We start from the raw sequence: 14290 nt of genomic DNA, 5'->3' as shown, positions 1-14290 counted from the left end.
AATCAGAATGACTAAAAAAAACGATCGTTTTTTTTAGTCATTCCATTATTACTGAGCATTTTAGTGGATATATTATATTAAACTATGAAATACAAGACGTAAATAATATTCATAAAAGTTGTTCGTTTAGGATAAATAATCTACTTTTACAGACAAAAATAAACGATCGTTTTTTCTAGTCATCTTAATATTTATAGTGTTTTTACTTCACTTATTTAAAGAATAATAACGCTCTATTAATTTATCATATTTACCGCCTATTTATTCGTTATTCTTGATGTCTGAGGATCTTACGGGTAAGATTTGGGGAAGGTATGTCAAAAAATTAAATCACTATTTCTAAGGTTTATCTACCTCAAAATTAATAGCCGCCTTTCTTGCCTGTGAGTGTTGGAATTGGCGGGCTATTTTATATTCACGCCCATCTTTCAACAGATAAGCGCCTGTTTGTTTAAACCAAAAGTTGATATTTTTCTCTATGCACTGCTGGCGGATATCCAATACCCAATCATAATTGCAAACACGGGCCTCCTTTCCGGATTCCCCACCGACCACCACCTGTTCCACCCAATCGCCCAATTCACCCCTGAAATCAATCGGACCGAGAAGCGGTTCGCAAATAATGATTTTATGTTTTATCGGAGCGGCTTTATAGATAGGCAGGCGATAATCGATCCGGTCCTGGTTTTCCATGGTGCAGCAAATAGTTACATGGTCATACCCATCTCCCCAGTCAGCCGGAAGACATTCATGCAACCGGTCGATCCTCTTGGTAATAAAAAGGAAATGAAGGTCTTGTCGTTTTCGTATCATTTCCCAGGCTTCTTCACGCCATTCATCTGCATCTTCTACCAGAAAATCCGATGTGAAGCAAGTATAAACAAGGTTTCCCGAAGGTATCTTATAGGTTTTGTTCTTTTTCTGTTGCAAAGGCAGATTAAACTTTTCCGTTTTAGCGACAACAGAACTGTCTTTACCATATTTACCGTCCGAACGATAAACATAGCAATGCCGGCAGCCTTCACTTAATTTGTGACAGCCATGCCAGGGATTCCATATAGATGCTTTTGAGCCCATCCTCTTCTCTTTATACCCGTGAAACTTCAGTAAAATCAATGCGAAAGTACAATAAATTTACTCCTTTTACCTACAGAAAGCAAATAATCCGGTGAATTCCTGATATATTTCTTCCTTCTTTCCTTGTTTTTCCTCTTATCTTTCAATATATTTGTTCCCAACCTTTTATATTTTTGACCTGGATAACAAACGTTTTCGACCTAGGTGCTAAACGTTTTTGACCAAGGTAGTAAATGTTTTCGACCTGGGTCAAAAATATAGAAGATACGGATGTTTGGATTTGAAAGTAGTAACCTTACAATTAAAACACACTAGTATTATGACCGCACAATACGGACTTTTCAGGAATCCTCCGCATAAGGGAGAAAAAGAGAGTGATATTCTTCATGCCCGGATCATACCGGGAAGAACCATACGGATCGACCGGGTCACACGGGAAATATCCGAATGTACTTCCTTCAGCCCGGGAGATGTGAAAGGGCTATTGCAGGCTTTTGCCGATGTACTCGTATCGTATCTGGAAGATGGCGATGAAGTTGAACTGGAAGGTCTGGGACATTTTTCCGTCTCACTGAAATGTCCTAAAATAACGAATCCCCGGCAAGTACGCGCAGAAGATATCACTTTTAAATCGGTAAATTTCCGTTGCTCAAAAGAGATCACAGAACGGCTTCGTTGCATGAACGTGGAAAGAAAGCCGGGATCATCGAAACCCGTCAAATACAACGGTGAAGAACGGAAAGCCAGGATCATTCAATATCTTGAAAAACATGAAACGATCATGAGTTCCGATTGTATGGGAATAAATGAATGTACGCGTTACCTGGCATTGAAAGATATCAAGGAGTTGATTGCCGGAAAGAAAATCGTCAAACAAGGTTACCGTAAAATAGCTGTTTATACTTTACCTAAGATATTGTAGATCCGAGAATAATCTGTTTATAAGAGCGTCAAAAAAACAGTAATGACGCTCTTATAAACAACACACCAGCGAGTTAATAAATAAAAAACAAGCCTACACTTAATTGAAAGACAAGGACTTCACTGGATTTTCGTTTGCCGTCCTCCAGGTTTGCAGGGTAACAACAAAAACAGTTAGCAGCAGGATGGAGAAGAACGATACCACATAAACCATCCAGTCTAGCGGAACTTTATATGCAAAATTCTTCAACCATTCACCTGCAAAATAGATGGATACAGGTACAGAGATAACAAAACTCACGATCAATACCATCAGATACGTCCTGTTAAACCGGTATAAAACATCTTTTACGGTCGCACCGAGTACTTTCCGTATCGCAATCTCCCTACGCCGATATTGGGTTTCAAATAATACCAATCCCAAAATACCCGACAAAGAGATCAGGACAGAGGCAAGACATGAGGCGGAAACAATCCGTCCGGTACGTATTTCATCCCGGTAAAGTTGCCTGATAATCGTTTCATAATACTCTATTTCAACAGGATAAGCAGGATCGATCTCTTTAAATGTTTGCCGTATATGCTCTGTCGCCTTTTCCATATCCGCCCCTTGCCTTATCTTTATACAGGCAACCGGCATGCCGGCATTCTTTTCATTAATGACGAAAGCCAACGGGTAAGCACCGGTCCGCAAAGAATTTATTTTCAATTCATCCGTGATCCCGATAACCATTCCTTTATCCTTCCAGTAGGTAATGAGCCTGTCCCCGACCTCCAGTCCGTATTCTTCTTTCGCTTTCCGGTTAAAGACGAATAATAACTCTTTGGATTGCCGATCTTCCTGACGGGGATACCTTCCTTCCATTACCGGGATATCCATCACTGACAGGAAGTTGGGCGAAACATTCAAATAATGAAAATACATCATTTCGTTATTCTTTTCTGCTCCGCCGCCCCGGTATAACTCTTCTGCTCCGACCTTTGCGGAAGAAAAAGCAACATCTTCAATACCGGAATATTTCTTCAATTCATTCGTGAACAGGTCGATCTTCCCGACCGTTTTCCCATTCAGCACAACTACTGCAATACGGTTTTTACCATATCCGAATGAACGGGATTCCATATATCTGTTCTGCTGATAGATCACAAATGCCAGAATAACCAAAGTAAAAGAAATTATATATTGGATACCTATAAGCATTTTCCTTAATGCCAAACCTTTGGGAGACAATCCATAAGAACCTTTCAATGCCATCTGCATGGAAATGGAAGTGGCGCTAACGGCCGGATAGATACCCGCAATGAATCCTACCGCCAAAGACAAAGAAACCAGCCGCAAGAGAACCGGTATATCAAGAGACAAGTTCAACAATACGGCTGGCAGGCAAGCCACCAGCGAAATCACAACGGATTCAAACAGTTGGGCACAACGCAGCCTGGCAACCGATGCCCCGGCAATCTTCCGGATATTGATGCTTTTAATCCGGTAAGGTATAAGGGCCACCGAATAGTTGATATAATTGATCATCGCAATCAACGCCACCAGAAAAGCCACCATCAGCATCCGGTTCATGTTTTCTTTCTTTCCTGATTTGATAAACTTCATCTGGGAAGTGACCGGCTCATAATAGATATCCGCCAGGTTCGTCAGCTTGACTTCCGCTTCTTTATAGTCCGGTGCATCTTCCACATTGAAACAACGGGCAAAAGCGGAACATATCTCCTTCTTATCCGCTCCCGGAGTGACAAGGATATAACAGACATAGGTATAATCATCCCATGATTCATACTGGTAAGAGGGACTAACTGTCGTATAAACAGCATTTGCCAGCTGACTATTTTCCGGAAAATCTTTATAGACACCTCCTACGGTCAATGATTTCCTGTCTTTCGTCCAGATATTTCCTTCTGCCGTCAATTGTTTTCCGACAACTGAAATACTCCCGAATATCCTGCGGGCCAGACTTTCGGGTATCAGGCACATCTCCGGCTGCTTCAAACAATCGGGAGTCCCCTCGCGGAAAACAAAATCAAATATCCCGGTGATATCCGGAGAACAAGTTTGTACCGTTTCTTTGAAACCAGTCTGGTTACCGTTGACATCGGTCGTAAAATAACATTCTCCGATAAAGGGATTGATCAACGTACTTTTCTGTATATAAGGAGAAGTAGACACAAAAGCATCGATCAGCAATCTGGAATGTACGGACCATACAGATGCAGGGGTTTTACAGTCTACCCTGTAAATATGATCCACTTGTGGATGGAACCGGTCAAATTTATTGGCAAAATCAACCTGTGCATAAATCGTTGCAAAAACGATATAGGCAATCGCCAATCCCATAATATTCAGTATGGCTGCTGTTTTATTGAATCGTAGTGCGGAAATAAAATTCCTGTATATGACATGCATAATAATTTGTTTTAGTTTGTATTTCAGGTAATAAAGCAACTAGATGTATCCACCGGATACACCAAACGTTTCCCCTGCCAGACGACAGCAGGGATTCAAATTTTTCCTGAAACAGATTTAATTAAGCATGCAGCAAAGGGTGAAGCAGGAATACCGCTTCTGCCAAAGGAATATTTTATATCGTAAGAAGACTTTTTCCTGATCAAAAAGTTTGTGCAGGTACAGTCTGCTTGAAAGACTGACAATTAATAATACTACTGGGATCAACAACAGAATGAACCAGTCAAGACTATTAAATAATACGGGGACCGGTTGGATATCACGAATCAGAAAAACAGCAGGCTGAATTGCTTGTCCCCGAAAATCTGAAAGATTAACCTCCTGAGGGTTTTGAACATACGAAGCCTTCTTCTCTGCAATGATTTGCAGCGTTACAAAAGAGAAAAGGCATAGTAACAACACTTTCAGGAGTTTCATATTATTATTGTATTCAATATTGAAAAGGTGAACTCACAATCTGTAATTCAATTAATAGATAAGACAAATATACAAAATATACATCAATGTATAATACATCAATGTATATTTTTTGCGGAATAGCCATTTTAATGGTACACAGACAACACAGAACACGCGGAGAATCACGGAAAAATAACATCATCCGGTTCTTTATTATTTCATCCATACAATATGTTTTAGGGATAAAAAAAGTATCTTTGTAGAAGTAGTAATACATAAAACTCAATAGTATGGAAACGATTCTTTTATCAACAGCGGATAATAATGTTCAGGCTAGCCTGTTACAAAGCGCGTTAAGAAATGAAGGTATAGAATCTTTTCTCAAGAACGAACATCTTTCTACGGTATTCGGGAATATTCCGGGATTCCAGATCGAGATATATGTTTTTGAGAGTGATTATGAAAAAGCGAAAGAAGTCTTGAAGAATGGATTTCCGGAACTTGTGGGTGATGAATAAACAGTTTCTTTATACTTCAGCTATAACGGCGATACTGATTGCTATTTTATTGACGATCGTGCAGGTCGTTCCTGAAAAACCATTGCTGCTATCGGAACGGCTTATGCCATCCGCAGGATGGATACAGGTTGGTATCGCCATTATTTACGGGGCACTGCTCAGTTATAAAATGCAGGATCGGAAAGAACGTCCCAAATGGCGAGTCCGGGCGTGGTTGCTTTTTTCTATTGTTTTCTTCGGGCAGTTACTTTTAGGCGTAACTGTCGATTCTGTCTTTCTGATGACCGGAAAGTTGCATTTACCCGTTCCGGCAATCATACTGGCCGGCCCGATTTACCGGTTGGAGGGATTGTTTATGCCGATACTTTTCCTGAGTACGTTGCTGCTTTCGGGACCTGCCTGGTGCAGCCAGCTTTGTTATTTCGGGGCATTTGATGCATGGAGCGCAAAAGGGAAGACAGAAAAGAATGTTTTTCGCTATCATAAGCAATTACGTTACAGTGTATTTTTTCTGGTAATAGCAGGGGCTATTGCATTACGGTTATCCGGGGCAAGCGGATGGACGGCAACGGTTGCCGGACTGATTGTCGGGATTATCGGACTGGGTATCATGTTGATACTATCACGCCGGAAGAAAAAGATGATCCATTGCAGTAGTTATTGTCCGATAGGAACACTGGTGTCTTTTATGAAGTACCTCTCTCCTTTCCGGGTAAAACTCAATACAGACTGTACACACTGCATGGCTTGTCTGAAATCATGCAAATATGATGCGTTGCACAAAGAAAATATAGAAAAAGGAAAAATCGGTTACACCTGTACTTATTGCGGCGACTGCCTCTCCACATGTAAACATGGAGGACTGGAATATCGTTTTTTCAAATTGCGTCCGGCTACTGCCGAACGCCTTTGGATTATTATTACAGTCGTTTTACATACCTGTTTTCTGATGATTGCACGTATCTGACTGGTAAACAGGATTCCCCGCCACATAAGTTGCAACAATATTACGGTCATCCCCCAACGTCTGGATACCGAACAATTTGTTTTCAAGATTCCATTTCCCCTTACGTTCAAGATATTCTTTCCGCATTTGCTGGGAAGGAGTAGCCGTACAATCAACTACAATAAAATCAGCATCCCTGCCCTGGTCAAAACTGCCTATCTTATCATCCAGTTTCAAGGCTTTAGCCGTACCGCGCGTACATTTATATAATGATTCGAATACAGACATAGGATACCCGTTCAGTTGTTGTACTTTATAGGACTCTCCCATGGTCCGGAATAAAGAGAAAGATGTGCCGGCACCAACGTCTGTAGCCAATGTCGTTTGGATATTGATCCGGTTTGCCTGTTGCATATCGAACAGGCCGCTTCCCAAAAACAAGTTTGACGTGGGGCATTGGGCTATTATCGCTCCAGCCTCGGCCATTCGGCGACATTCCGAATCGGATAGATGAATGCAATGGCCGAATACGGAACGTTCGGTAACTAATCCTGCCCGTTCATAAACTTCCAGATAGTCAGAACATTCCGGAGACAATTCAAGGACTGAATCTATTTCATTCCGGTTTTCCGACAAATGCGTTTGAATGTAAGTATCGGGATATTCTTCATGCAAACGGGCGGCACTAATCAATTGACCGTGAGTGGAAGTAATAGAAAAACGGGGAGTAATCACATAAAGATTACGTCCTTTTTTATGCCAGGCTTCGATCAACTCCCGGCTATCAGCCTCCCCGCTTTCTTCAGTATCCATCAAAGACTGCGGTGCGTTACGGTTCATCAGGACCTTACCGGTCAGCATTTGCATGTTATATTCGGAAGCAACCGAAAAGAGAGCATTAACAGAGTCTTTATGAACCGTAGCATAAGCCATACAGGTCGTAGTGCCGTTGCGAAAAAGTTCATTTACAAAGAAACGGGCTACCCGTCCGGCATATTCAGAATCTCCAAAAGCCTCTTCCGTGGGATACGTATATTCGTTCAGCCAATCGAGCAGCTGTTTGCCATACATACCTATCATTTCCGACTGAGGATAATGGATATGTGAATCGATCAGGCCGGGCATCAGAAGTTTCCCGGAATAATCAGTAACGAATGCCTCCGGATAACGCTCTTTTATATTTTCATAAGCTCCGGCTTCTATGATTTTTCCTTGACAGACCACCAATGCCCCGTCGGGATAATAACTATAAGATTCATCAAACTTCAGGGGAGAATCCTTAAAATAAAAGACTTCACCTTTATACAAATATACCGTTTCATCCATCTTCATTCTTTACTTTTATCAAATCAACAGATAATATAACAATGTAACATCAAAGGTAAGAAAATTGTTAGAATCCGACTAAAAGCAGAAACAACTACATTAAAAATAATAAATCAACTCTTTGCCCTTGATGAGAATTAATAAGGATAAACTAAAATAAGAGATGGATTATCATTGGTTGAAATATTATTAATATGTATATTTGCAACCGAAAAGGCTTTTGATTTGAAGCCTTGCGTTGCGTGTGATATTTGTGCGATTAAGTGAAAATCGGCTAAATTTTCTCAAGTCTTCAATGCACAAAGAAGGCCCCGCAACCCTTTACCGGATATACGTGTTATCTATGCTGCTGTAATATGGAGATACTTATGAACACAGCCATAAAAAAAATGGAGAGCGTTTTTCATAACTATCATAAACATAAAAGAACTATCATACTATCATATTTTTATATAACATATTGATTATATGTGCATTATATAAAAACATGATAGTATGACAGTGCATTTGATGAAACATTATTATGAAGTTCCAATCTGGAGAGGAGGCCGGGGGGATTGTTAAAGCTAGTCAATAAACCTGTAATAGTCAAGTAACTCTGATTATGGTGGTTGTATAACGGGAGCTATTGTTATTAATAACTCCCGTTACTTTTATTTTCAGTTTCTTACCAGCAAGGCATCCGCCACTTCTCCCGCTATTTCATCATCCCGTAAAACCTTCAATAAGGATAATCCAAATTCGAATACAAAACCGGGCCCCTGGCAGGTTATGATATTTCCATCTTGCTCAACACCATTACCGGTAGAGATGGCTCCTATCATAGTCGGTTCGAAGTTCGGGAAACAAGTGGCCTTACGTCCTTTCAATAATCCTAAGCCGCCTAAAACCATAGGTCCTGCACAGATCGCTCCCAGAATTATATTTTCTTTATTCTTTTCCAGTATAAGTTCTTTCAGGCGGGTACAAGTATTCAGATGATTGCTTCCCGGAATACCTCCCGGAAGAATTAAAGCATCTGCCGCACTAAAATCGGCCTCTTCAAACAGGTAATCTGCTATCACCGGGATATTATGCGCCCCCATTACCCGGGTTTCACCGTTAATCGAGATGGTAGAGACTCTGACACCTCCCCTACGTAAAATATCGGCTGTGCCTAACGCCTCTATTTCTTCAAATCCTGTAGCCAGGAATATAAACGCTTGCTTCATATTATATTATTTTTTATTGAGATAATACTTGATCTTATATTTCAACAAAGGAATATCTACGGGTTTGACCAGATAATCATTAAACCGGCAACACTTCGCTTTCTCTTTTTCTTCATCAAATGCAAATGCAGAAAGAGCCAGAATAGGAACATCTGAAGATAATTCACGTATTTTACACGTGGCGGCATAACCGTCCATCACCGGCATTTTTATATCCATCAAAACAATATCCGGCTTGTAATCCTTAAACTGCTGTACGGCAATCTGTCCGTTTTCCGCATAAATCAGACGATAATGTTGCTTTAAGACTGCTTGTAGCAAAAGATAATTTTCCAACACATCTTCTGCAATCAAGATTGTATATTGCCCTGGCAAAGCATCCGGAATGATCTCCATAGGAATTTCATTGCCTGCTTCTTTCTTTTCAGACTCTTCCGGAACTGCTAATGGCAGCGTAAACCAGAATGTCGACCCTTTGCCCAACTCCGACCGAAGGCCTATTTCTCCGCCTAACTTTTCTATGATCATCTTACAGATAGACAGTCCCAAGCCGGTCCCTTGCCTGAAATCATCCAATTTTACAAACCGCTCGAATACAGATGCCTGCTTCTCCTTATCGATGCCAATACCGGTATCAGTGACAGAAACCCTTACAAAATCACCCTCCACCTCATACGACAAAGAGACAAATCCCTGATTCGTACATTTTATAGCATTGGATAAAAGATTCAGCAATACCTGTTCAATACGCTGTGTATCTGTCCTTAACCTGACAGAAGGCAACATATCTCCATTATACAGCAATGCCACATCCGAAGTCATTTTCAATGATTGCGAAATATAAACTTCCTGGCAGACATCTTTCAGATCCACCCACGACAGGTTATAATTCAACGTTCCGGATTCTATCTTTGCAAAATCCAGAATATCGTTGATCAATTGGAGCAACAGGTCGCTGTTGTTATTGATAATTGTAAGATACTCCTGTTGTTCACTGGCATTATCCGTTTCGGTAATCAACCGGGAGAAACCGACTATCGCGTTCAATGGCGTACGGATCTCATGGCTCATATTAGCGATAAAGGCATTCTTCATTTTATCCGCCTCCTGAGCCTTGATCAGATCCAGTTCATTTTGCCGCTGTTCCGTAATATCCCAAAGCATAGCCAATAACAAAGGAGAAGCTCCCGGGTCCGGGTTGGTTATCAATAAACGGATGATGTTCACAATACGGATTTCACCGTTCGGTTTCTCATATTCAACCACCGATTTATGGATTCGTCCGTGGTTGATCGTTGAATAATCTTCCGTACGGATTTCATGCGCCCTTCGCGGATCAGAAAACAGATCAAAGTCTGTCTTACCTAACACCTCGGAAGATTTAGCCCCCATAAAGTCTTCGGCCGCCTGATTGAAGTAAATATATTTAAAACTGTCGAAAACATCTTTTACGGCTATAACGACAAAGATATTTGACAGAATAGTATTCATTAAGATATTCAGGAAATTAATTTTGCGCTGATTCAGAAGATTCTCGCTCATTTTCTCTATCTCAGCATTCTTCATGACCGATGCTGCCAAATCCGTTTCCAACACTTTAATGCGCTGGATCAGTTCTTCTTTTGAAAGGTTTTCGTACATGTTCATATATTAGAAATCAAGGTTTATAATTGTAACTTACTGCTGGAGGCAAATGTAAAGATATTTTTTCAGGAACCTTAGAAAATCAACATTTAATTTACCTGTTTTTATAATTTTGAGCAAAAATGCTGCATCTAATCAAAATAAAAGATACATTTGCAGTCTAATTTCATGAATTAAACACAATATAATACGAAAAAGCTATGATGTATTGGCAGAAAGATATTGAGACGATGAGTCGTGAAGAACTGAATAAACTACAGTTGGAACGACTGAAACAAACAATAGAATTAGCCGGACACTCCCCTTTCTACAGTAAAGTTCTTAAAGACAACGGTATAACGGCAGACAGCATCCAGTCATTGGATGATCTGCAAAAAATCCCTTTCACAACGAAAGACGACCTGCGTAATAATTATCCGTTCGGAATGGCAGCTATTCCTATCAAGGATTGCGTAAGAGTACATTCTTCCAGCGGTACAACCGGAAATCCTACCGTCGTATTACATTCGGCAAAGGACCTGGACCAATGGGCCAATCAGGTGGCACGCTGCATGTATATGGTCGGTTTACGTGATACAGATGTTTTCCAGAATACCTCCGGATATGGTATGTTCACCGGTGGTTTGGGATTTCAATATGGCGCAGAAAAACTCGGAGCATTAACCGTTCCTGCCGCCGCCGGTAATTCCAAACGTCAGATCAAATTTATTACCGATTTTGGAACGACTTGCCTGCATATCATTCCCAGCTACGCCACCCGCCTGGCTGAAGTAATGTATGAAATGGGACTGGATCCGCGCAAAGACACCAAACTGCACACGGTCTGTATCGGTGCCGAGCCTCATTCGGAAGAACAACGCAAACGCATCGAACAACTATTAGGTGTAAAAGCATATAACTGTTTCGGTATGTCTGAAATGAATGGTCCCGGTGTTGCTTTCGAATGTACGGAGCAAAACGGATTGCATATCTGGGAAGACTATACGATTGTGGAGATTGTAGATCCCCAGACATTACAGCCTGTTCCGGAAGGGGAAGTAGGCGAACTGGTATTAACGACAATCAATCGTGAAGCCATGCCGCTGTTACGTTACCGTACCCATGACCTGACCTGCATTATCCCGGGCGAATGTCCTTGCGGAAGAACGCATAAACGTCTGGCCCGCTTCAAAGGACGTAGCGACGATATGATCATCCTGAAAGGTGTGAATCTCTTCCCGATCCAGATCGAAAAGATTCTGATGCAGTTCAAAGAACTGGGAAGCAACTATCTGATCACACTCGAAACGGTTAACAACAGTGACGAAATGCTGATCGAAGTAGAACTGAGCGACCTGTTTACCGACGATTACAGCGTCTTGCAACGTCTTGCAAAAGACATTACCCGACAGCTGAAAGATGAGTTGCTGCTGACTCCGCGCCTGAAACTGGTAGCCAAAGGCTCATTGCCCGTTCAGGAAGGTAAAGCCGTAAGGGTAAAAGACTTGCGTAAGTTCTGTTAAAACAATTGTTCAACAAATAAAAGATACAGCTATGACAGTAAATCAAATTTCTATTTTCCTGGAGAATAAATATGGAAAGCTAAGTGAAATCCTGGCTCTGCTTGCTGAAGAAAATATACGGATCATTGCTGCTACTGTTGCGGATACGTCTGAATATGGCATTCTGCGTATTATTGTAAGCGATCCGCAGAAAGCATACAAGATATTGAAAAGCAACAATGTAAGTGCGAATCTGACGGACGTACTGGCTATCGTGACCAACTCTTGTGCCGGAAGTTTTGCACAGGCATTGACACATTTTACAAAAGCCGGTCTGAGCATAGAATATATGTATTGTTTTTCACTGAATGACAAATCGATCCTTATTCTTCGTACCAATAACCGGGAAGCAGCCCGTGAAGTAATCCGTCGTCAGAATCTGGAATGCATTTGCGAAAGCGACTTGATGAAATTATAATAAAACAAATAACAAATGTTCGGAATAGAAGATCCCGGTATCTGGTTAGCCTACCTGTTAGCCTTCGCGTGTTTAATTTTTTCTTTATGGTTCGGAATTACCAATTGGAATAAAGGAGATAAAGAGAGTGATAACCCTAAACAACCTGATAAATGAGTACCCTTACCCTTGGAATTGTTGTTATCCTTTACATGTTTGTCATTGCCTGGTTAGGTTATATCGGATATAAACAGACTAAAAATGCCAGTGATTATCTGCTAGGAGGAAGAAAGGTCAATCCTATTATCATGGCCCTCTCCTATGGAGCTACATTTATTTCTGCATCGGCTATCGTAGGTTTTGGTGGTGTCGCAGCTACTTTCGGTATGGGTATCCAGTGGCTATGTCTGCTGAATATGTTTATGGGAGTGGTTGTAGCCTTTATCTTCTTCGGTAGAAGAACCCGTAAATTAGGAGAACAGCATAATGCGCGTACATTTCCACAATTATTGGGGATGCACTATAAATCGCGTAGTATACAGATATTTATAGCTACTATCATTTTTATAGGAATGCCATTGTATGCGGCCGTTGTCATGAAAGGAGGCGCTGTTTTCATCGAACAGATGTTCCATATCGACCTGCATCTGGCTTTATTGATATTTACTTTGATTGTGGCTGCTTATGTAATTACCGGTGGTATAAAAGGAGTTTTATATACAGATGCCTTACAGGCTGTGATTATGTTCGGCTGTATGTTATTCCTTTTATTCTGGTTTTACAAAGTCATGGACATGGGCTTCATTGAAGCGAACCAGAAACTGACGGAGATTGCACCGCTTGTCCCCGACCGTTTCAAAGAGTTGGGACACCAGGGATGGACGGCGATGCCGGTCACCGGTTCTCCCCAATGGTATACCTTGGTCACATCGCTTATCTTAGGTGTCGGGATAGGTTGTCTGGCACAGCCTCAGTTAGTTGTACGCTTCATGATGGTGGAAAGTACCAAACAGCTGAATCGCGGAGTACTTATCGGTTGCGTGTTCCTGATTGTAACTGTAGGAGCTATTTACCATGTAGGAGCATTGTCGAATCTGTTTTTTATGAAGACAGAAGGAGTTGTCGCTTCGGAAGCCATCAAAGATATGGATAAAATTATCCCGTTGTTTATTGACCGTGCTATGCCGGAATGGTTTAGTGCCGTATTTATGCTGTGTATCCTGTCGGCCAGTATGTCCACATTGAGTGCACAGTTCCATACGATGGGAGCTGCATTCGGGGCGGATGCATTTTCGAACCTGGGACGCCGTAAAAATACAAACTCAACGATGGGAGTCCGTATCGGAGTTTTATGTTCTATCCTGTTGAGTTATATTATCTGCTATACGTTGAGTGCCGGTATTATAGCCAGAGGGACAGCCTTATTTATGGGTGTTTGTGCAGTGACATTCCTCCCCGCCTATTTCTGTTCATTGTATTGGAAAAAGGCAACAAAACAAGGAGCTTTAGCCAGTCTCTGGACAGGTGCATTGGCAAGTATGTTTGCCATGCTGTTTCTCCATAAGGCAGAAGCCAGTGCGGTTGGTCTGTGTAAAACATTGACGGGAAAAGATGTACTGATCGATGTATATCCCTGGTTTGCGATAGATCCTATTCTATTTGCTCTCCCGTTGTCTGTTATTGCTATTGTCGTTGTCAGCCTGATGACGCAGGAAAAGACTAATAAGATATAATATGGAATACATTAGTATTTATTGCATGTTAGAAAACATATATTAGCATTTTAACTATTGCTACTTATGAAAAGATCCGTACTTTTGTACTGTGGTTTTTTCAT

The 14290-nt window shown here is 41.2% G+C and carries 13 protein-coding genes; 7 read left to right on the top strand and 6 right to left on the bottom strand.

Annotated features, from left to right (window positions below):
- Window positions 1-339 precede the first annotated feature (339 nt).
- Window positions 340-1077, bottom strand: coding sequence for a DUF5131 family protein (locus C825_RS15070; protein ID WP_007656853.1), 738 nt, complete (start codon window positions 1075-1077; stop codon window positions 340-342).
- Window positions 1078-1396: 319 nt separating this feature from the next.
- Here C825_RS15070 and C825_RS15065 point away from each other — a divergent pair, with 319 nt between their 5' ends.
- Window positions 1397-1999 carry an HU family DNA-binding protein gene (locus tag C825_RS15065; RefSeq protein WP_010803076.1) on the top strand — a complete coding sequence of 201 codons (603 nt, stop codon included), beginning with the start codon at window positions 1397-1399 and terminating at the stop codon, window positions 1997-1999.
- A gap of 99 nt (window positions 2000-2098) precedes the next feature.
- Here the strand turns inward: C825_RS15065 and C825_RS15060 are convergent, their stop codons facing one another.
- On the bottom strand, window positions 2099-4411 hold the full coding sequence (locus C825_RS15060; RefSeq protein WP_010803075.1) for an ABC transporter permease: 2313 nt from the start codon (window positions 4409-4411) through the stop codon (window positions 2099-2101).
- Window positions 4412-4528: 117 nt separating this feature from the next.
- Window positions 4529-4888 carry a hypothetical protein gene (locus C825_RS15055; RefSeq protein WP_007656857.1) on the bottom strand — a complete coding sequence of 120 codons (360 nt, stop codon included), beginning with the start codon at window positions 4886-4888 and terminating at the stop codon, window positions 4529-4531.
- A gap of 272 nt (window positions 4889-5160) precedes the next feature.
- Between C825_RS15055 and C825_RS15050 the strand changes: the two genes are divergently transcribed.
- On the top strand, window positions 5161-5388 hold the full coding sequence (locus C825_RS15050) for a putative signal transducing protein (RefSeq protein WP_007656861.1): 228 nt from the start codon (window positions 5161-5163) through the stop codon (window positions 5386-5388).
- Window positions 5357-6355 carry a 4Fe-4S binding protein gene (locus C825_RS15045; RefSeq protein WP_010803073.1) on the top strand — a complete coding sequence of 333 codons (999 nt, stop codon included), beginning with the start codon at window positions 5357-5359 and terminating at the stop codon, window positions 6353-6355. The genes C825_RS15050 and C825_RS15045 overlap by 32 nt, the downstream gene beginning before the upstream one ends.
- Here the strand turns inward: C825_RS15045 and guaD are convergent.
- From guaD to C825_RS15030, 3 genes are all read right to left on the bottom strand, one after another.
- Window positions 6320-7660, bottom strand: a complete 1341-nt coding sequence (guaD, locus tag C825_RS15040) for a guanine deaminase (protein ID WP_010803072.1) — start codon at window positions 7658-7660, stop codon at window positions 6320-6322. The genes C825_RS15045 and guaD overlap by 36 nt on opposite strands.
- A 659-nt stretch (window positions 7661-8319) precedes the next feature.
- Window positions 8320-8871 carry a DJ-1 family glyoxalase III gene (locus C825_RS15035; RefSeq protein WP_010803071.1) on the bottom strand — a complete coding sequence of 184 codons (552 nt, stop codon included), beginning with the start codon at window positions 8869-8871 and terminating at the stop codon, window positions 8320-8322.
- Between the two features lie 6 nt (window positions 8872-8877).
- Window positions 8878-10518: an ATP-binding protein gene (locus C825_RS15030; protein WP_007656877.1), complete on the bottom strand. Its 1641-nt coding sequence runs from the start codon at window positions 10516-10518 to the stop codon at window positions 8878-8880.
- 197 nt (window positions 10519-10715) lie between these two features.
- Here C825_RS15030 and C825_RS15025 point away from each other — a divergent pair, with 197 nt between their 5' ends.
- Genes C825_RS15025 through C825_RS15015 form a run of 4 tightly spaced genes read left to right on the top strand, consistent with a single transcriptional unit; the run spans window position 10716 to window position 14186 of the window.
- Window positions 10716-12017 carry a phenylacetate--CoA ligase family protein gene (locus C825_RS15025; RefSeq protein WP_010803070.1) on the top strand — a complete coding sequence of 434 codons (1302 nt, stop codon included), beginning with the start codon at window positions 10716-10718 and terminating at the stop codon, window positions 12015-12017.
- Window positions 12018-12048: 31 nt separating this feature from the next.
- On the top strand, window positions 12049-12474 hold the full coding sequence (locus C825_RS15020; RefSeq protein ID WP_007656879.1) for an ACT domain-containing protein: 426 nt from the start codon (window positions 12049-12051) through the stop codon (window positions 12472-12474).
- A gap of 15 nt (window positions 12475-12489) precedes the next feature.
- Window positions 12490-12630 carry a symporter small accessory protein gene (locus tag C825_RS27730; RefSeq protein WP_007656880.1) on the top strand — a complete coding sequence of 47 codons (141 nt, stop codon included), beginning with the start codon at window positions 12490-12492 and terminating at the stop codon, window positions 12628-12630.
- On the top strand, window positions 12627-14186 hold the full coding sequence (locus C825_RS15015; protein WP_010803069.1) for a sodium:solute symporter family protein: 1560 nt from the start codon (window positions 12627-12629) through the stop codon (window positions 14184-14186). Before C825_RS27730 ends, C825_RS15015 begins: the two co-directional genes overlap by 4 nt.
- The last annotated feature ends 104 nt before the right edge of the window (window positions 14187-14290 follow it).

The organism is Parabacteroides sp. ASF519, assembly GCF_000364265.2.
Taxonomy (GTDB): domain Bacteria; phylum Bacteroidota; class Bacteroidia; order Bacteroidales; family Tannerellaceae; genus Parabacteroides; species Parabacteroides goldsteinii.
The sequence above is the reverse complement of the archived record's forward strand: the minus strand, read 5'-3'. Positions and strand labels throughout refer to the sequence as shown.